16 protein-coding genes, 1 tRNA gene and 2 pseudogenes are annotated in these 18023 nt (G+C 71.6%); 8 read left to right on the top strand and 11 right to left on the bottom strand.

The window, feature by feature from the left end; all coding sequences use genetic code 11:
• Window positions 1-17 precede the first annotated feature (17 nt).
• From J7E94_RS04605 to J7E94_RS04620, 4 genes and pseudogenes are all read right to left on the bottom strand, one after another.
• A pseudogene (locus tag J7E94_RS04605) lies at window positions 18-655 on the bottom strand (NAD(P)-dependent oxidoreductase); the annotation flags it as partial.
• 59 nt (window positions 656-714) lie between these two features.
• Window positions 715-1662, bottom strand: a complete 948-nt coding sequence (locus J7E94_RS04610) for an aldo/keto reductase (protein WP_215012537.1) — start codon at window positions 1660-1662, stop codon at window positions 715-717.
• Window positions 1663-1713: 51 nt separating this feature from the next.
• A complete protein-coding gene (merB, locus tag J7E94_RS35585; protein WP_215012538.1) occupies window positions 1714-2334 on the bottom strand; it encodes an organomercurial lyase in 621 nt (206 codons plus the stop codon).
• A gap of 127 nt (window positions 2335-2461) precedes the next feature.
• Window positions 2462-4297 (bottom strand): beta-galactosidase family protein, encoded by a 1836-nt coding sequence (locus J7E94_RS04620; protein WP_215012539.1) that lies wholly within the window; start codon window positions 4295-4297, stop codon window positions 2462-2464.
• Window positions 4298-4466: 169 nt separating this feature from the next.
• Here J7E94_RS04620 and J7E94_RS04625 point away from each other — a divergent pair, with 169 nt between their 5' ends.
• Window positions 4467-5594 carry a substrate-binding domain-containing protein gene (locus J7E94_RS04625; protein WP_215012541.1) on the top strand — a complete coding sequence of 376 codons (1128 nt, stop codon included), beginning with the start codon at window positions 4467-4469 and terminating at the stop codon, window positions 5592-5594.
• 114 nt (window positions 5595-5708) lie between these two features.
• Here J7E94_RS04625 and J7E94_RS04630 read toward each other — a convergent pair.
• Window positions 5709-6482, bottom strand: a pseudogene (locus J7E94_RS04630) (sugar phosphate isomerase/epimerase family protein); the annotation flags it as partial.
• Window positions 6479-7555: a LacI family DNA-binding transcriptional regulator gene (locus J7E94_RS04635; protein ID WP_215012543.1), complete on the bottom strand. Its 1077-nt coding sequence runs from the start codon at window positions 7553-7555 to the stop codon at window positions 6479-6481. The pseudogene J7E94_RS04630 and the gene J7E94_RS04635, both read right to left, overlap by 4 nt.
• A gap of 202 nt (window positions 7556-7757) precedes the next feature.
• Between J7E94_RS04635 and J7E94_RS04640 the strand changes: the two genes are divergently transcribed.
• The 5 genes from J7E94_RS04640 (at window position 7758) to J7E94_RS04660 (ending at window position 13175) form a co-directional block, all read left to right on the top strand.
• The gene (locus tag J7E94_RS04640; protein WP_215012545.1) at window positions 7758-8909 is read left to right on the top strand and encodes a Gfo/Idh/MocA family protein; all 1152 of its coding nucleotides are present in this window, start codon (window positions 7758-7760) and stop codon (window positions 8907-8909) included.
• Window positions 8906-10063: a dihydrodipicolinate synthase family protein gene (locus J7E94_RS04645; protein ID WP_215012546.1), complete on the top strand. Its 1158-nt coding sequence runs from the start codon at window positions 8906-8908 to the stop codon at window positions 10061-10063. Before J7E94_RS04640 ends, J7E94_RS04645 begins: the two co-directional genes overlap by 4 nt.
• On the top strand, window positions 10060-10905 hold the full coding sequence (locus tag J7E94_RS04650; protein WP_215012548.1) for a sugar phosphate isomerase/epimerase: 846 nt from the start codon (window positions 10060-10062) through the stop codon (window positions 10903-10905). Before J7E94_RS04645 ends, J7E94_RS04650 begins: the two co-directional genes overlap by 4 nt.
• Window positions 10906-11012: 107 nt before the next feature.
• Entirely contained in the window at window positions 11013-12635 is a 1623-nt protein-coding gene (locus J7E94_RS04655; RefSeq protein ID WP_251056145.1) for a N,N-dimethylformamidase beta subunit family domain-containing protein, read from the top strand.
• Window positions 12636-12776: 141 nt separating this feature from the next.
• Window positions 12777-13175 (top strand): VOC family protein, encoded by a 399-nt coding sequence (locus J7E94_RS04660; RefSeq protein WP_215012550.1) that lies wholly within the window; start codon window positions 12777-12779, stop codon window positions 13173-13175.
• Between the two features lie 76 nt (window positions 13176-13251).
• On the opposite strand, the gene J7E94_RS04665 is transcribed toward J7E94_RS04660, so the two are convergent.
• The 5 genes from J7E94_RS04665 to J7E94_RS04685 form a co-directional block, all read right to left on the bottom strand.
• Window positions 13252-14046, bottom strand: coding sequence for an ABC transporter ATP-binding protein (locus J7E94_RS04665; protein WP_215012551.1), 795 nt, complete (start codon window positions 14044-14046; stop codon window positions 13252-13254).
• Window positions 14000-14836 carry an iron ABC transporter permease gene (locus J7E94_RS04670; RefSeq protein ID WP_308344553.1) on the bottom strand — a complete coding sequence of 279 codons (837 nt, stop codon included), beginning with the start codon at window positions 14834-14836 and terminating at the stop codon, window positions 14000-14002. The genes J7E94_RS04665 and J7E94_RS04670 overlap by 47 nt, the downstream gene beginning before the upstream one ends.
• 120 nt (window positions 14837-14956) lie before the next feature.
• A tRNA-OTHER gene (locus J7E94_RS04675) sits at window positions 14957-15024 on the bottom strand.
• Between the two features lie 14 nt (window positions 15025-15038).
• A complete protein-coding gene (locus J7E94_RS04680) occupies window positions 15039-16349 on the bottom strand; it encodes a hypothetical protein (protein ID WP_215012552.1) in 1311 nt (436 codons plus the stop codon).
• Between the two features lie 367 nt (window positions 16350-16716).
• Window positions 16717-17241, bottom strand: a complete 525-nt coding sequence (locus J7E94_RS04685) for a helix-turn-helix transcriptional regulator (protein WP_215012553.1) — start codon at window positions 17239-17241, stop codon at window positions 16717-16719.
• Between the two features lie 212 nt (window positions 17242-17453).
• Here J7E94_RS04685 and J7E94_RS04690 point away from each other — a divergent pair, with 212 nt between their 5' ends.
• The gene (locus tag J7E94_RS04690; protein ID WP_215012554.1) at window positions 17454-17660 is read left to right on the top strand and encodes a helix-turn-helix domain-containing protein; all 207 of its coding nucleotides are present in this window, start codon (window positions 17454-17456) and stop codon (window positions 17658-17660) included.
• The gene (locus J7E94_RS04695) at window positions 17657-17917 is read left to right on the top strand and encodes a hypothetical protein (RefSeq protein ID WP_215012555.1); all 261 of its coding nucleotides are present in this window, start codon (window positions 17657-17659) and stop codon (window positions 17915-17917) included. Before J7E94_RS04690 ends, J7E94_RS04695 begins: the two co-directional genes overlap by 4 nt.
• Window positions 17918-18023 lie beyond the last annotated feature (106 nt).

Here is an 18023-nt window from a genome sequence, read left to right on the forward strand (position 1 = left end):
AGGACCCCGGGAGGGTGTCAGCGCAGTACGCGTACGGGTGAGCCGTCGAGGAACGCTTGGATGTCCTCGACGGCTTCGCCGTAGTAGGTGGCGTAGTTGGACCGTGTCACGTAGCCGAGGTGCGGGGTGGTGAGCAGCCGCGGAGCGGTGCGCAGCGGGTGTCGGCGGGCAGCGGCTCGATGTCGAACACGTCGATGCCCGCGCCTGCGATCCGGCCCGCGTGGAGCGCGTCGAGGAGCGCCTCCTGGTCGACGATGGCCGCCCGGGAGGTGTTGACCAGGTAGGCGGTCGGGCGCATCAGGCCCAGCTCGGCGGCGCCGATCAGGCCCCGGGTGCGCTCGCCGAGTGCGAGGTGGACGGAGACGAAGTCGCTGTCGGCCAGCAGCCCCTCCTTGGAAGGCGCGAGGCGGACGCCCGCCTCCTCGGCGCGTTCTTCGGTGAGGTTCTGGTTCCAGGCCGTCACCTCCATGCCGAAGGCAAGGCCGACGCGGGCCACCCGGCTGCCGATCTTGCCGAGGCCGAGCAGGCCGAGCCGCTGCCCGTGCAGGTCGGCGCCCACGGTCTGCTGCCAGGGGCCGCCGTCGCGCAGGGCGGTGCTCTCCGGGACGAGGCCGCGCGCCAGGCCCAGCAGCAGCGCCCAGGTCAGGCGTCGAGGAGCGCACAGCGCAGCGGCGGGACGCCGGTGCGCTTGCGCTCGCCCGGACCCGGCCTGGCTCAGGCGCCGATCGGGGCGACGGCGTCGATCTCGGCGAGCAGCTCGGACTCCAGCGGGCGGTCGGCGACGGCCGCGTTGGCGCGTACCTGCTCGGCGGAGGTGGCCCCCGCGATCACGGAGGCGCAGCCGGGCTGGGCGGAGAGCCAGCCGATGGCGAGTTCGAGGACGCTGCGGCCGTACTTCTCGGCGAGCGCGGCAAGCGCTTCGACGACATCGAGCCGCTGCTCGGTCAGGTAGGCGGCGCGGCCTTCGAGGCGGGAGCCGGCCGGTACGGGCGCGCCCCGGCGGATCTTGCCGGTGAGCAGGCCGTTGGCGAGCGGGAAGTACGGGAGCACGCCGACGCCGTAGTGGAGGGCCGCGGGGAGGAGTTCGCGCTCGGCCGACCGCTCCAGCAGGGACCACTGGTTCTGCGCGGACACGAAGGGTACCGCGCCGGTTTCGCGGGCGGTGTGGGCGGCTTCGGCGAGCTGCCAGCCCGTGAGGTTGGAGTGGCCGACGTAGCGCACCTTGCCCTCGGCGACGAGCTCGGTGAGCGCGGCCAGGGTCTCGGCGATCGGGGTGGCCGGGTCGGGGCTGTGCAGCTGGTAGAGGTCGATGTGGTCGGTGCCGAGGCGGCGCAGGGACTCCTCGACGGCCCGGCGGATGTACGCGCGGCCGCCGCGCGCTCCGGCGGCGGGGCCGTATTTCATGTCCATGCCGGCGTAGCCGAACTTGGTGGCGAGCACGACCTGGTCCCGGCGGCCTTTGAGGGCTTGGCCGAGGTGGCTCTCGGAGCCGCCGAGGCCGCCGTAGATGTCGGCGGTGTCGAGGAGGGTGATGCCCGCGTCGAGTGCGGCGTCGACGACGGCGCGGGTGGCCTGGGCGTCGAGGCGGCCGCCGAAGTTGTTGCAGCCGAGCCCCACGGCGGAGACACGTAGACCTGAACTGCCCAGGGGGACATAGCGCATTCGCTGCACGCCTCCGCACTCGTACGATGCCTGACCGGCCGTGGGGACACTCTAGAAGAGGCTTGCGAGCCGCTTTCCGATGGCCCACGCCTCCTCCGTGCTGCAGGCCGCGAGGTCGGGGTCCCGCTCGGCCGCCGCCTCGGCGAGGTCCGCGGTGGCGTAGAAGTTGACGCGGTCGCAGAAGACCTCCCGGATGTCGGCGCCGGTGGCGGGGGCCAGGGTGACGGCGGCCGTCGCGGGGGTGAGGTCGCGGATGCCGTCCGGGGTGACGGTGAGGGAGATGGGCACGCCGGTGGTGGCGCAGCGCCCGGTGACCCGGCTCGCGGTCTCCTGGTACACGACCGGGAACATCAGCACGTCCATCACGCACCAGCCGTGGACGCGCCGGCCCCGCAGCTCCATCGCGTACGGCCGGTCGGAGTTGAGCGATACGCCCGCTCCGACGATGTCCCCGCCCGAGTCGGTCTCGAGGTCGAAGTCCATGCTGTGGAAGCGGGCGAGCACCTCGTCGCCCGGCCAGTCGAGCAGTTCGCCCGCCTTGGCGGTGGAGAGCGGGCCATGGGTCAGCAGTCCGTTGACGAGCGCCGCCCCGGCGGCCATGAGCCGTACGCCCTTGGGAGACGTCCACTTCGCAACGAGCTGGTCCGACAGGTCCTGTACCTTCTCGTTCACGACGCTCCTCATGGTTGGCGTGCTTGTGTCCCGTTTCCAACCTATCGGAGCACGGTGCGGCGCGGACGGTGCGACCTTCACCTCGTCGCCCGGTCGGGTACGCGCCGCTTCGCGTGACGGTCTTCCCTCACTGGAGGGTGACGACCGTGGGGCGGCCGAGGTCGGGCCGGTCCCGCAGCGGCAGTTCGGTACCGGGGCGCTCCATTTCCAGCACGATGATCTCGTTGTCGCCGTTCTGCCACAGGGGGCCGGGGGCGTAGAGGGTGCGCTGGGGGCCGCGCTGGGTGTCGTAGTGGCCGAGCAGGAAGCCGTTCAGCCAGATCAGGCCGGTGCCCCACCCGGACACGTCGACGAACCCGTCGGCCGGTGCGTCCGTGAGCACGTGGGTGAACCGGTGGAAGACGGGGCCGGCCGCCGCTGTCCCAGTCGCCGCCGCTGGCGTTGTCGCCGTCGCCGCCGCCGTCGCCGTCGCCGCCGCCGTCCAGTCGAGGCCGGTCAGGTCGGTGAGCGGCAGGGGGCGGATCTCCCACGCGAACAGCTGCTGGTGGCCGTGGCGCACACCGCGCCGGATGCCCTTGCGGTCGTCGATCAGGGGGCCGTAGTTCACCCGGCCCTGCGCCCGGACCAGGATGTCCAGCACCACGTCCGCTTCCCCGACCGCCAGGTCCAGGCCCTCGTCGGGGGTGTTGCGGTCCAGCACGCCGAGCGGGGCCCCGTCGGCGAAGACGTACGCCCTGTCGCCGAGGCCGTCGATCCTGACGGGCATCGCAGGGCGCGGACCGGTGACGGTCGTCCGGTAGTGGATCAGCCCGTGGCTCTGGCCCAGCGCCTCCATGGGCTCGGGCGCGGGACGCAACACCGGTTCGCCGCCCAGGACATCGAGGCCGGACAGCAGGGACGCCGTGCCCGCGGGGGTCGCGAGGGCGGGGGTGATGCGGGGCAGCGGCTCGGGCAGCGGTCCGGCCGGAAGCGGCAGGTACTTGCCGATGACCTCGCGGAACGCATGGAACTTAGGGGTGAGTTCGCCCGCCTCGCCGATCGGGGCGTCGTAGTCGTAGCTGGTGACCGTGGGCTCGTAGCCGCGCTCCCCGGGGCGGGACCCGGTGTGGTTCGCGCCCGCCCAGAAGCCGAAGTTGGTCCCGCCGTGCGCCATGTAGAAGCTCACGGACGCACCGGCGGCCAGGAGCTCGTCGAGCGAGCCGGCCACTTCCTCGACGGCCCGGACGTGGTGGTCCTCGCCCCAGTGGTCGAACCAGCCGATCCAGAACTCCATCGCCATCAGCGGGCCGGTCTTCTGGTAGCGGCGCAGCACGGCGAGGCGCTCGGCCGGACGCGCGCCGAAGGTGGCGGTGGCCAGCCGGCCGGGTACCATCCCGCCCTGCTGCATGGCGTCCTCGGCCCCGTCGGCGGTGAACAGCAGGCAGTCCACGCCGCGCCGCAGCAGGCCCTGTTCGAGGTGGCGCAGGTAGGCCGTGTCATTGCCGTACGAGCCGTACTCGTTCTCGATCTGCACGGCGACCACCGGCCCGCCCGCGGACGCGAGCAGCGGCAGCAACTCGGGCACGACCTGGTCGAACCAGCCGTCCACCTCGGTCAGGAACCGGCGATCGGAACAGCGCAGTCTCAGCGTTTCGCCGGCCAGCAGCCGCGCCGGCAGGCCGCCGAAGTCCCACTCGGCGCATATGTAGGGGCCGGGACGCACGATCGCATCGAGACCCAGGCTCTGCGCCAGACGCAGGAACCGGCCGAGATCCCGCCACCCCGTGAAATCGGCCTTGCCCGGGACGGTCTCGTGGAAGTTCCACGGCACGTACGTGTCCACCGTGTTCGCACCCATCGCGCGCAACCGGGAGAGGCGGTCCTCCCACAAGTCCGGATGGACCCGGAAGTAGTGCAGCGCCCCGGAGACGATGCGGTGGGGGCGGTCTGCGCGCCGGAAGCCGTCCTGGTCGTACGTGAGCATGCGGTGACTCCCGAGGGCGAGGCCGAGATGCCGTGAGGTGCCGGACGCCGCCGAATATATGGACGCGCCAACCGCGCCGTCAATGACCGGTTGAACGGATTCGATCGAATCGATCGGTTCGATTCCCTATGATGGCACCGCGTACATCACCAGACCGCAGGGGGACGCCTTGAGACCGCACGTGAACCAGCGTCAGGCCCACGTACTCGCACTCGTCCGGGAGCGGGGCAGTGTGCGCGTGGCGGAGCTGGCCCAGGAGCTCGGCATCTCCCCCGTCACCCTGCGGCGGGACATCGAGGCGATGGCCGCGCGGGGCGAGATCCAGCGGATGCACGGGGTGATCAGCCGGGTGCAGGCGGGGTCGGCTTCCCTCCTCGCCACCCGGGCCGGCGCGGCGGGCGGCGCGGCCACCACGGCTCCGGGCGGTTCGGCGGGCAGCGGCGCCGGCCAGGGGCTGGTGATCGGGATGGTGGTGCCCACGACGGAGTACTACTACGCAGAGGTCGTCCAGGGGGCCCGCGCGGTGGTGGAGGCGCGCGGTGCGCGGCTGACCGTGGGGCTGACGCGGTATCTGCCCGGTGAGGACCGGACCCAGGCGGACCGGCTGCTCTCCACGGGAGCGCACGGGCTGCTGCTGACCCCGAACTGGGAGGCGGGGGCGCCGGGGCCCGGGGAGGGTGCGTGGACGGCGGAACTGCCGGTTCCGACCGTGCTGGTGGAGCGGTGGGCGCCGCCCGGGCATCCGGCGGCGGCGCTGGACCGGGTGGCCTCCGACCATGCGCACGGCGCGGCCCGGGCGGTGCAGCACCTGGCGGGGCTGGGGCACCAGCGGATTGCCCTGGCCAGCCGGTCCACTCCGACCTCGACGCGGCTGCGGTCCGGATACGAGGCCGCCGTGGCCGCGCTCGGTCTGGAGCCCGCGCCGCCGTGGCCGCCGTACGGGCCGGGCCCGGTCTCCGATGCGGACCTTTTCTCCCGGATGCTGGAGTACCTGTGCGACGCGGTGACGACGGGCGGGGTCACCGCCGCCCTGATCCACAGCGACACCGACGCGATCATGCTGATCCCCCGGCTCCAGGCGCGGGGGGTGCGGGTGCCCGAGGACCTGGCCGTGATCACGTACGACGACGAGGTGGCGGGGATGGCCGACGTACCGCTGTCGGCGGTGGCCCCGGCCAAGCGCGAAGTGGGCGCGCGGGCGGCGGGTCTGCTGCTGGACCGGCTGTCCGGGCTGGATCCCGAGGAGAATCCCCGGCAGCATCTGGAACTGCTCCCGCGCCTGACCATCCGCTCCTGAGCAGCGGCCGAAGCGCTGAGGTGATCACTTCGATCGGCTCGTGCGTTCGTCCGTGCCCGTGCCGCTGCCGCCCCTACGCCTGGCGGGCGGCGCCCGGCCCCTCGACGACCTGGCCACCAGCGACTCCAGGTGTTCCCGGCCGCGCGCGAGCCGTCCGGTCAGGTCGGCCGCGCCGGGGTACCAGCGTTTCTCGTACTCCCAGCAGAGCCAGCCGTCCCGCGGTACGGCGGCCACCGCCTCGGCCAGGGGCAGCACTCCGGCGCCGAGCCCGAGCGGGGTGAGCTCGCGCGCCGAGGCCACGTCCTTGACTTGTACGTAGCCCAGGTGCGCGGCCAGGGCACGCCACGACTCGGCCGGCTTCTCGCCGCCCAGCCAGGTGTGCAGTACGTCCCACAGCGCCCCGGCGCCGGGATGCGCGACCCGGTCCAGGACCCGGGCGGCCGCGGCCCCCGTCCGGTGGGAGTCATGGGTTTCCAGCAGGATCCGCACACCGTGCCGCTCGGCGAACGGGGCGGCGGTCCGCAGTCTGCGTACGGCGTGGGCGTCGGCGGCCGCCCCGGGCAGGTCGCCGCCGCCCGGGAAGACCCGTACGTAGGGCGCTTCCAGGTCGGCGGCGAGCCGGACCAGGGCGCGCAGTTCGGCGAGGAGCGGCTCGTCCGCTCCGGCGGCGGCCACGCGCGCGTACCCCGCGACGCCCAGGACGGTGACGCCGGCGGCGGTGAGGGCGCGCAGGCCGGCGGCCCGGTCGGCGGTCGGGCTGGCGGGGTGCAGGGGCTCCTCGGGATGGACGCGCAGTTCCAGGCCGTCGAAGCCGTGCGCGGCCGCCAGGGCGGCGCTGCGGTCGAGCGGTGTGCCGGGCAGGCCGAGGGTCGAGAAGGCGTACCTCAGCGTGCGCTCCCTTCGGTTGGGGGCGGGGCCGTCGAGGCGCGCACCATCAGCTCGGTGGGCAGGGTGGTGATGCCGCCCGGGGGGAGCGGCCGGCGGCCGGTGACGAGTTGGGCGGCGAGTGCGCCCGCCTCGCGCAGCGGTACCCGGACGGTGGTCAGGGCCGGGGCGGTGTCCGCGCAGAACGGCAGGTCGTCGAAGCCGGCCACGGAGACGTCCTCGGGGATCCGTATCCCCGCCTCGCGCAGGGCCGCGGCGACCCCGGTGGCGACGGTGTCGTTGGCCGCGGCGATCGCGGTGAAGGGCGCTCCACGGCGCAGCAGTTCGCGGGTGGCGTCGTAGCCCGCGGAGCGCTCGAAGCCGGCGTGCACGGTGAGGTCGGCGCAGGCCTCGGGGAGGCCGGGGTCGTGCCGCAGCAGGGCGGCCCGGTGTCCGGCGAGGCGCTCGCGGGTGGTGCTCAGCCCGGGCGGGCCGGCGACGTAGGCGATGCGCCGGTGGCCGAGGGCCAGCAGGTGCTCGGCGAGCCGGAAGGCGCCGCCGTGGTCGTCGAACATCACGGTGGCAACGGGCAGTTCGGCGGGGACGGGCAGAGGAGGCCGCCCGCAGAGGACGACGGGCACGCCGGTGGCGGCCATCCGGGCGACGCGGGCGGCGAGCGCGGTGGTGTGCTCTTGGTTCTCGGCGGCGCCGCCGGTGAGGACGACTCCCCCGGCCCGCTGGCCCTCCAGCAGGGCGAGGTAGGCCAGTTCCGCCGCGGGCTGCCCTTCGGTGTTGCAGACGACGGCGAGGCGGCGCCCGTCGCCCTGGCCGCTGGGCGCGAGGGCGCTCTGCAGGGAGCCGGCGAGGATCCCGAAGAAGCTGTCCGCGACGTCGTGGACGAGGACGCCGACGAGGTCGGAGGTGGCGGCCGCGAGCGCGCGGGCGGGGCCGTTGGCGATGTAGCCGAGCTCCTCGACGGCCTGCTCCACTCGGGTGCGGGTACCGCCGGCCACCGGATATCCGCCGTTGAGCACGCGCGAGACCGTGGCGGGCGACACACCCGCGTGCGCCGCGACCTCGGCGAGAGTCACCGCCATGATGCACCCCTCCTTCTTCTGATCCCGGGTCATCGTCTCATCCGGTGTCGAGACCTCCATAGTGCCGGAGAAGGAAAGCGCTTTCTATCACCCGTTCGGGTCTTGCACAGCAGTTGTCCCCGACCCTAGCCTGAGCGAAATGAAAGCGCTTTCTATCGACGGTGGCTGAGAAGGCGCCACCGAAACGGAGGAGGGGGACACCATGGAGCGCAGGACGATCAAGATCGCCATGAACGGCGTGACGGGGCGCATGGGGTACCGGCAGCATCTGGTCCGGTCCGTGCTCGCCCTGCGCGAGCACGGCGGGCTGGACCTGGGCGACGGCACGGTGCTGTGGCCGGAGCCGGTGCTCGTGGGGCGCCGGGAGCCGGCCCTGCGGGCCATCGCGGAACGGCACGGGCTGGAGCACGTGAGCACCGACCTGGAGGCGGTGCTGGCGGATCCCGAGGTCGGGATCTACTTCGACGCCCAGGTCACCGGCGTCCGCGAGGCGGCGGTCCGGCAGGCCATAGCGGCGGGCAAGCACGTCTACTGCGAGAAGCCGACCGCCCTGACCTTCGAGTCCTCGCTGGATCTGGCGCGTCTGGCCGCGGCAGCGGGGATCAAGCACGGAGTGGTCCAGGACAAGCTGTTCCTTCCGGGACTGCTGAAGCTGAAGCGGCTGATCGACGGCGGCTTCTTCGGCGAGATCCTGTCCGTGCGCGGCGAGTTCGGCTACTGGGTCTTCGAGGGCGACTGGCAGCCCGCCCAGCGGCCCTCGTGGAACTACCGCGCGCAGGACGGCGGAGGCATCGTCGCCGACATGTTCCCGCACTGGGAGTACCTGCTCCACGAGCTGTTCGGCCGGGTCCGCACGGTGCAGGCCCTGACGCACACGCACATCGGCCGCCGGTGGGACGAGGAGGGCAAGCCGTACGAGGCGACGGCCGATGACGCCGCGTACGGGATATTCGAGCTGGAGGGCGGCGCTGTCGCGCAGATCAACTCCTCCTGGGCGGTGCGGGTCCACCGCGACGAGCTGGTGGAGTTCCAGGTGGACGGCACGCACGGGTCGGCTGTCGCCGGACTGCGCGGCTGCCGCGTCCAGCACCGCGGGGCGACGCCGAAGCCGGTGTGGAATCCGGATCTGCCGCAGACCGAGGCCTTCCGCTCGCAGTGGCAGGAGGTGCCCGACAACGACCCGGCCGACAATGGCTTCAAGGCCCAATGGGAGCTCTTCCTACGGCATGTCGTGCTCGACGAACCGTGGCGGTGGGACCTGCTCGCCGGGGCGCGGGGGGTGCAGCTCGCCGATCTCGGGCTGCGCTCCTCGGCCGAGGGCCGGCGCCTGCCGGTGCCGGAGGTGGCCCTGTGAGCATCCGGCTCCCCTCGGCGGATGGCGGATCTCGCCCGTACCGGCCGAACACGGCACCGCTCCCACCCCTCACGTGCGGCCCTGCCCGTAGCCGCACCTTCTACTCGGCGGCGCACGTGGTCGCCGATGCGGCGGTCTCGTCGAAGGCGGGCCCCGCGGTCGACTGGGACGCGACGCTGGCTTTCCGCCGCCGGCTGTGGGCGCAGGGCCTCGGGGTCGCCGAGGCCATGGACACGGCACAGCGCGGGATGGGCCTGGACTGGCGCGCCGCCGCGGAGCTGATCCGGCGTTCGGCGGCCGAGGCCCGGGCGGTGGGCGGCCGGATCGTCTGCGGTGCGGGCACCGACCAGCTCGCTTCCGACGGGGCTCCGCACTCGCTCGCCGCGATCACCGCCGCCTACGAGGAACAGCTCGCGCACATCGAGGCCTGCGGTTCGGGGGCCGTCCTGATGGCCTCGCGGGCCCTGGCCGCCGCGGCCGACGGGCCCGAGGACTATCTGGAGGTGTACGGCGGACTGCTCCGGCAGAGCGCGCGGCCGGTCGTACTGCACTGGCTCGGGCCGATGTTCGACCCGGCGCTGGCCGGCTACTGGGGCCACCACGACCTGGACGCGGCCACGGAGGTCTTCCTGAAGGTCGTCGCCGACTGCCCGGAGAAGGTGGACGGGATCAAGGTCTCGCTGCTGGACGCGGAGCGCGAGGTGGACATCCGCAGGCGGCTTCCCGCGGGCGTGCGCTGCTACACGGGCGACGACTACCACTACCCGGAACTGATCGCCGGGGACGGGGAGCTGTACAGCGACGCACTGCTCGGCATCTTCGACCCGATCGCCCCGCTCGCGGCCCGGGCCGCGCTCACCCTCGACCGGGACGACCTCGCGGGATTCCGCGAGCTGCTGGATCCCACGGTCCCCCTGTCGAGACATCTCTTCGCCCCTCCGACCCGCTTCTACAAGACCGGGGTGGTGCTGCTGGCCTGGCTGGCCGGATATCAGGAGCACTTCACGATGGTCGGCGGGCTGGAGTCGGCGCGGCCGCCCGCGCACCTGGCGACCGCGTACGAACTGGCCGACCGGCTGGGGTTGTTCCCCGATCCGGAGCGTGCCGAGGACCGGATGCGCGGGCTGCTCGCTCTGCACGGCGTGGCGTCATGAGCCCGGCGCCGGCGCAGGCGCCGCCGCGGTTCAGCCTGAACCAGGAGACCATCCGCCAGTGGTCGCTGCCCGAGCTGGTCGCCGGGTGTACGGCGGCCGGCGTCGGCGCCGTCGGGCTCTGGCGCGATCCGGTCCGCGCCTTCGGGGTGCGGGAAGCCGCGAAGCTCGTCGCGGGGGCCGGGCTGCGCGTCAGCTCGCTCTGCCGCGGCGGCTTCTTCACCGCCGCCGACCCGGTGGGCCGGGCGGCGGCGCTGGACGACAACCGCCGGGCCGTGGAGGAGGCGGCCGAGCTGGGCGCCGACACGCTGGTCCTGGTCTCGGGCGGGCTGCCCGGGGGCGATCGGGACCTGGTGACGGCCCGGTCGCGGATCGCCGAGATCCTGGGCGAGCTGGCTCCGTGGGCTGCCGCGCACGGGGTTCGGCTGGGCATCGAACCGCTGCATCCGATGTACGCCTCGGACCGCTGTGTGGTGTCCACCCTCGGCCAGGCCCTGGACCTCGCCGAGCAGTTCCCGGCGGAGCAGGTGGGGGTGGTGGCCGACTCGTACCACCTGTGGTGGGACGAGCGGCTGCCCGCCGACCTGCTCCGCGCCGGCGAGGGCGGGCGCATCGCGTCCGTCCAGGTCGCCGACTGGGTCACTCCGCTCCCCGAAGGCGTCCTGCTGGGGCGCGGGCAGCTGGGCGACGGCTCCATCGACCTGCGGGGCTTCCGGAAGCTGGCCGACGCGGCCGGCTACCGGGGCCTGGTGGAGGTGGAGATATTTCATCCCGGGCTGTGGGCCCGGGACGGCTCGGAGGTGCTGCGGGAGGTGATCGACCGGTACCACGAGCACGTCGAGTGAGTACGCGCCGGCGGGCGGCGCCCGGAACAGCTCGGGTCAGCCTGGGTCGGAGTGCGCCGGGCGGGTCGGTGGAAGTGGGGTTCGAACAGTGACATAACGTGCCCCGCATGGATCAGGAGCACATAGCCGGGGACGGCGAAGGCGCAGGCAGGCGGCGGTTCCTCGCGATCGCGACGGGCGCGGCCACGGCGGCCGGGCTGGGGGCGGTGGCCGGCTGCGCCAAGGGCGAGGGCGGGGCCGACGGACAGGGTGGGGAACAGCAGGCCGGCGGGTCCCCGGCACCAAGCGGGAAGCCGTCGGGTGGGGGGCCGGGCGGTTTCGACGTCAAAGCCGAGAACGCCCGGCCGGGGAACGCCGACTGGCCAGTGACCAAGCCCGGTCCGGCCCGGGCCATCGAGGGCTTCGCGGACCGGGTCAGCGTCCTGCCCGGCGAGTCCTTCGGGCTGCACGTGTCCACCACGGCGCCCCGGTTCACCGTCTCCGCCTACCGGATGGGCTGGTACGGCGGGGCCCGGGCCCGCCTGGTGTGGCGTTCCGAGGCCCTGCCCGGGGCGCGGCAGCCCGAGCACACGGTGGATCCCGGCACCCGTATGGTCCGCACCCGGTGGTCCCGTACGACCACGGTCGACACCAAGGACTGGCCCGAGGGCTGCTACCTGCTCCGACTGGACGCGCAGGGCGGCGAGGGCCGGCGGTTCGTGCCGGTCACCGTACGGTCGGCGTCCACCGCCGGACGTACCGTCGTGGTCAACGCGGTCGCGACCTGGCAGGCCTACAACCGCTGGGGCGGCTACGGGAGTTACGACGGCCCAGGCGGCGGCTACGCCTCGCGCTCGCTCGCCGTGACCTTCGACCGGCCGTACGAGTACGACGACGGCGCCGGCCTGTTCCTCGTGTACGAGGCCCCGCTGATCGCGCTCGCCGAGCGGCTCGGCATACCCCTGGCGTACACGACGACCACCGATGTGGCGCGCGAGAAGCGGCTGCTGGAGGGGGCCGCGGCGGTGCTCTCGCTCGGCCACGACGAGTACTGGTCGCCGGAGCAGCGGGCGCACTTCACGGCTGCCCGCGACGCGGGTACCAACATCGCGATCCTCGGCGCGAACTGCTGCTTCCGCCGGATCCGGCTGGAGCCCTCCGACCTCGGACCGGACCGTACGGTGGTCTGCTACAAGTCGTCCTACGACCAGGATCCCGGCTTCAAGCGGGGCCATCCGGCGACCGTGGACTTCCGCTCGGCGCCTGGCGCGGACCCGGAGAACTCGCTGCTCGGCGTCATCTACGACGGCTACCCGGTGGACGCCCCGTACGTGGTGACCCACCCCGGCCACTGGCTCTTCGAGGGCACCGGCGCGAAGGCGGGCGACCGCTTCGAGCACCTGGTGGGCGTGGAGTACGACAAGGTCGACACCGGCTTTTCGACGCCCCGGCCGATCGAGATACTGGCCCACTCCCCCGTGGTGTGCGAGGGCCGCCCCAGCCACCAGGACACGGCGTACTACACGGTGCCGAGCGGGGCGGGGGTGTTCGCGACCGGCACGATGCGGTGGGTGGAGGCCCTGGACGCGACGGGCGACGGCCGCAACGGCACGAACCACGGCCTGGACGCGCGGTCCGGTGCGCTGACCACCCGGGTGACGGAGAACCTGCTGCGGGTGTTCTCGGCGGGCCCGGCCGGACGCACGCACCCGGCGCAGGACAACGTCAAGGCGGTGTACGGGGGGTCGTGAGGGACGGATCGCGGTCGACCGGACAACGGTGGACTTCACCCGGAAGGCGTGTTTAGGATCGTGATCACGGCATCGCGTGTCGGTCACCGGCTGGGTGAGGCATGGAGGTGTCCGTGACATGCCTTTCGGAGGCATTCGCCCATGTCAGCAGAACTGAACCACACGATCATCCACTCCCGTGACAACCGGGAGTCCGCCGCATTCCTGGCGCACATCCTCGACCTCGAGGTCGGGAGCGAATGGGGCCCCTTCGTCCCCGTGGAACTGAGCAACGGCGTCACCCTGGACTTCGCGACCGCCCCGGCCGAGTCCATCGCCGTGCAGCACTACGCGTTCCTCATCTCCGAGGCGGAGTTCGACGCGGCGTTCGAGAAGATCCGGGCGGCGGGGATCACGTACTGGGCCGATCCGCACCAGCGGCACCCGGGCGAGATCAACCACAACGACGGAGGCCGCGGAGTCTACTTCCCGGACCCCTCCGGGCACGGGATGGAGATCATCACCCGCCCGTACGGGTACCAGGAGGACGGGACCGCGTAGGCCCGCCCGCTCGGGCCGGCCGGTGCCGGCCCGAGCGGGCGGTCGCGAGTACCTCGCGGACGCAGGGCGATGGGCGTCACCGGGGAGGGCTTCGGACCGGTAGGCAGACGATGTTCGGAGCGCCCGTGTCCGGGTGGATCCCCACGCGGGTGCGCACCCGGTACACCTGCGCCAGCAGTTCCTCGGTGAGGACCTCCCCGGGCGTCCCGGAGGCGGCCACGCGCCCGCCGGACATCACGTAGAGCCGGTCGCAGAAGGCGGCCGCGAGGTTGAGGTCGTGCAGGACGAGCAGGCCGGGGGCGGGCAGGGCGCGGACCAGCGCCAGGACTTCCAGCCGGTGGCGGACGTCCAGGTGGTTGGTCGGCTCGTCGAGGGCGAGCAGGCCGGGCTCCTGGACGAGGGCGCGGGCGACCAGGGCGCGCTGCCGTTCGCCGCCGGACAGCTCATCGAAGCGGCGCGTGGCGAAGGCGGCCGCGCCGACGGCGTCCAGGGCTTCGGCGACGCGCCGTACGTCCTCCGGGCCGTCCTGCTCCCAGAACCGCTTGTGCGGGCTGCGACCCATGGCGACGACCTCGCGCGCCGTCAGCCCGAAGGCGCCGCCCGCGTCCTGCGGGACCACCGCCACCCGGCGGGCGCGGTCCTTGACGCCGAGCGCGGCCGCGTCGGCGCCGTCCAGCAGCACCCGGCCGCCGGTCGGCCGCAGGGTGCCGTAGACGCAGCGCAACAGGGTGGCCTTGCCGCCGCCGTTGGGGCCGACCACGCCGACGGTCTCACCGGGGCGGGCGGTGAGGTCGACGCCGTGGAGCAGGGTGTGCCCGTCGATGTCATAACGCACGCCCTCGACCGCGAGTTCCACCGGACGCGCCGTCATCCCACCACCCCTCGGCCCGCCCTGAGCGGCGCAGCATCCACAGGAAGAACGGCCCGCCGATCAGCGCGGTGACCACGCCGACCGGGATCTCCTCGGGTGCGGCGGCCGTTCGGGCAACCAGGTCGGCCAGGAGCAGGAACACCGCCCCGCCCAGCGCGGCCACGGGCAGCAGCGCCCGGTGTCCCGCGCCGACGGCCATTCGGGCGGCGTGCGGGACCATCAGCCCGACGAAGCCGATCGCCCCGCTGTAGGCGACGAGCACACCGATGACGAGGGAGGTGAGGACGAAGACGGCGGCGCGGAACCGCCCGGTGTCCAGGCCCAGGGCGTGGGCTCCCTCCTCTCCGGCGAGGAGCAGGTCGAGCGGCCGGGCGAGAGCGGTGAGCAGCGCGGTCCCGACGAGCAGCGCGACGGCGGGCGGGGCCAGTTCATCCCAGCGGGCGCCGCCGAGCCCGCCCAGGGTCCAGAACAGCACGGAGCGGATCTGGTCGGGCCGCGCGGCGAGCACCAGCACCAGACTGGTGAGGGCGGACAGGATGTACTGGACGGCGACCCCGGCCAGAATCAGCCGGCCGGTGGTCATGGCCCCGCCGCGCCGGGCCATGGCGTAGACGGCGACGAGTGCGCCCATCGACCCGGCGAAGGCGGCGAGCGGCACGGTGAGCGCGGCCAGGCCTGCCCCCGCACCCAGGACGATCACGAGGACGGCTCCCGCCGAGGCCCCCGAGGAGGCACCGAGCAGGAAGGGATCCGCGAGCTGGTTGCGTACGGGACCGCACCGGAATCGCACCGGTTTCCTGTCCTGCACCGCCTGGGCTGGCCGGCCCAGTCTGCCAGACGGCCGCGGATACGACGCCGGACCCGGCTCCCCTGTGCGGGGAGCCGGGCCCGGAGCGCCGTGAACTGCTTGCAGGGGTGGCAGGATTCGAACCTACGACATCTGGTTTTGGAGACCAGCGCCAAACGACGTACACCCCTGGAATGACCTGCGGTTAAGCTGCCTCCACTACCTCTGAAGTGATCGTTTGGGAGATCTTTAGGAGATCCACCCGACCCCAGAGCGTCCGCAGCCCAAGATTGCGCATCGCGCCCCAGTAGATTTCCTCAAGGCCGTCCAGCCGTTCCTGACGCATCGCCGGCGTCGGGTGCTGGTACACGCCTTTGATCCCGGGCCGCCGATGTCCGGCCTGCTCGAAGGCCAGCGCAGGCCGCACACCGATCTCATCCTGATATGTGTCATGCGTATGCCGCAAGGCCCGCATATCCAGACCCGGCATGATCGGAGCCCACGCTGCCCGTTCGGACACGCCCTGACGCTTCTCCCGCTTGGGCCGGCCGTCCGCCGCAGGCCTGAGCTGTCGCGACCAGTTGCCCGTCCACCACGGGTTCCCATTCGGCTGGCAGAACACCAACTCGTGCGGCCAGTCGTCCAAGTGGTGGCGAAGGAGCCGCGCCAAGAAGGGCGGCACGTCGATGCTCCTGATCGAGGTCTCGTTCTTCGGTGGCTCCAGCACCTTCACCGTGCCCAGCTTCGTGCCGTCCTCCGTCCTCTTGGTGTACTCGGCGTACTCCTGGTGCACGTGGATAACAGGGCAGGTGAAGACGCCGCCCTTGAAGGACTGACTTCTGGTACGGAGCACATCCTCTCGGTGGAGGCCGAGCCCCTCCGCGAAACGCAGGCCCGTGAAGGCGGTAGTGAGAACGAAGAGCCCCTTTGCGGGTCCAAGCCGCTGAGCGAGCTGGATCACCGTTTCCGGCGGCGCCCACATCTCTTCCTGCTGGGTCTTGCGCTTCCCCTTCGAACCGCTAGACGACTTGCCGCGACGCCGGCCGAAGAGGGGGTTTACGGCGATGTGTTTGGAGTCGACGGCGCCGGTGAGGATGGACGACATCAAGGTCAGAGCGTGATCCACGCGAGACTCTGCAACCTCCAGGCCAGTAGCCCAGGCCTCGACGTCGAACCAGTTGAGTTGCATGAGCGGAGTGTGTTCCCACTTCGGCAGAATCACGTGCTCAAGGAGCAGCCACCAACCATCGAGGGTGTTCCCGCGGCGCGACGTCTTCGCCTTCATCCACTCCTTGGCCCAGACCCCGAAGGGCTTGCGAGCCTTGGCGGGGTCGATCCAGCGGCCAGCCCGGATGGCAGTCTCCTGCTCCTCCCCCCACGCCTCCGCTGTTGCCTTCGTCGGGAATCCTGACTCACTCCCCCACTTGCCGTCAGGCTTCTTGTACTTCACGCGCCATGTGTACTGCTTCGTCTGCTTGCCAGCACGGACCTTGTAGACCTTCTCGGCATAGGCCATCGCGTACCCCCGCGTACCTGTTGGGCGTCATCCAGCAACTGATCTAAGCGGACCGCATGGAGGCTCTCCGACTATGGACTGGAGTTGCTCGCGCAGACTGGCGAGTGCCAACGCCACATGCTGGACACCTGCGTCGCTGAGAGACCCGTCCTCGGCGAAGAGAGAGGCATCGACAGACACTTCGAAGCCGTGTGGGGTCCGCTCAGCAAGCACGAGCCCGTTGTTCGGCAGGTCGTCGACCATGGCGATTTGAACACACATCGGCACCTCACTCGACCGAATGGTGGGGCCATCGCCAGCGTGCGTTCATGCAACCACACATTTGTGTCACACGTGGAGAGCTTGGAGTAACGGAAGTGAAGTCGCGTTAGGCCCGGTTCGCCAGGGGCGGGGTGTCGTCACGGTCGTCGCCTTCAAGCGCCTGCAGGTGCCGCTTCGCCCTGCGCCAGGCTTCGACGTTTCGACGCATCTCCTCGGGTGACGCATCAGGGCTGCCCTTGACGATGATGACCATCCGAGCGTCATCACCGAGCGGGATGACGGTCGCATCGAGGAGCGGGTCATCACCCTCAAGCTCGTCAACAATCACGAGCGGCAGCCGGCTATCAACCGTCGAGGGCTCGACGACTGGAGAGGCCTGCTCGACGACCACAGCCCGCTTCCGGGGGGCGCCTCCCTCGAGCACTCGGTCTACGGAGTCCTCGGTCCATCCGACGCGCCGCGCGAAGGCTCGAACGGTTGGGGTCGGGCGCTTGTAGGAGTGCCCGACCTCGATCATTTGGATCGTGGATCTGCCGACGCCCAGGACGTCGGCGAGGTCTTCCTGGGTGATGCCTTCGTCCAGGCGGGCGGCCTGGAGTGCCTTCCCGAGGCGATCCCAATCCATACTCATGCCCACATCATGCCCCACAACCCTGCAACCAAGAAGCCTACATTCTGAGCTTTGACCTGCGGCTTGGTGGCTGATTCAAGCTCTTAGGGTTGCATTTCACGCCCCCTTCACGCCCCCCACACACGTGGCATGACGTGCCACGCTTGAGATTCAAGCTCGAAAGTTGGGCAGACTGCTTGCAGACTCCGACAGAGTGCGCTTGAATTCTAAGCGTGAGACCGAACGGACAGGCAATCAAGGCCATCCGCAAGGCTCGAAATTTGAGCCTGCGCGCCCTCCAGGAAATGACCGGGTTGAACCGGGGCTACCTCTCCCGCCTGGAAAGGGGCCTAATCCACCACGCAGGTGAGCCAGTCCTGAAGGTCGCCGGCGCCCTCGAAGTGACGCCGGAAGCCATAACCCACAAGGAGAAACAGTGAGCAGGACAACGAAGGAGGCTCCCCCGGTCGCCCCGACCGAGGCCGAGCTCCGGCACTACACGCCGGAGAAGGTTGAGGAACTGGCGCTACTGCCTTTCAAAGCCAGCGTCATCCGCAAGAAGTGCCAGACCTACGAGTGGCCGCACAACCGGGGCGCCATGAAGATCACGCTCAAGCTGGCGCACATCCGCGAGATCTCCGCCATGTACGACGTGCGTCCCGTCGCCGAGACGAAGGCACTCCCCGTAGCCGCCTAAAGCGGTATGCGGCCCCGACCGCCGGTTTCTTCCCGGTCCCCGGCCGGCCAGGGCCTACGAAGTTCCGCCCCTCACCTGCACCTACATGCAAGGAGAAGAGGACCCC

This window comes from Streptomyces sp. ISL-94, assembly GCF_018614075.1.
Lineage (GTDB): Bacteria > Actinomycetota > Actinomycetes > Streptomycetales > Streptomycetaceae > Streptomyces.

Coding starts and splice junctions, on each gene's coding strand:
- J7E94_RS04640 (WP_215012545.1), top strand. CDS start 7,758: ATGGAGCGCAGGACGATCAAGATCGCCATGAACGGCGTGACGGGGCGC.
- J7E94_RS04650 (WP_215012548.1), top strand. CDS start 10,060: ATGAGCCCGGCGCCGGCGCAGGCGCCGCCGCGGTTCAGCCTGAACCAG.
- J7E94_RS04665 (WP_215012551.1), bottom strand. CDS start 14,046: ATGACGGCGCGTCCGGTGGAACTCGCGGTCGAGGGCGTGCGTTATGAC.
- J7E94_RS04680 (WP_215012552.1), bottom strand. CDS start 16,349: ATGGCCTATGCCGAGAAGGTCTACAAGGTCCGTGCTGGCAAGCAGACG.
- J7E94_RS04685 (WP_215012553.1), bottom strand. CDS start 17,241: ATGAGTATGGATTGGGATCGCCTCGGGAAGGCACTCCAGGCCGCCCGC.
- J7E94_RS04635 (WP_215012543.1), bottom strand. CDS start 7,555: ATGGCGGTGACTCTCGCCGAGGTCGCGGCGCACGCGGGTGTGTCGCCC.
- J7E94_RS04610 (WP_215012537.1), bottom strand. CDS start 1,662: ATGCGCTATGTCCCCCTGGGCAGTTCAGGTCTACGTGTCTCCGCCGTG.
- J7E94_RS04620 (WP_215012539.1), bottom strand. CDS start 4,297: ATGCTCACGTACGACCAGGACGGCTTCCGGCGCGCAGACCGCCCCCAC.
- J7E94_RS04655 (WP_251056145.1), top strand. CDS start 11,013: ATGGATCAGGAGCACATAGCCGGGGACGGCGAAGGCGCAGGCAGGCGG.
- J7E94_RS04660 (WP_215012550.1), top strand. CDS start 12,777: ATGTCAGCAGAACTGAACCACACGATCATCCACTCCCGTGACAACCGG.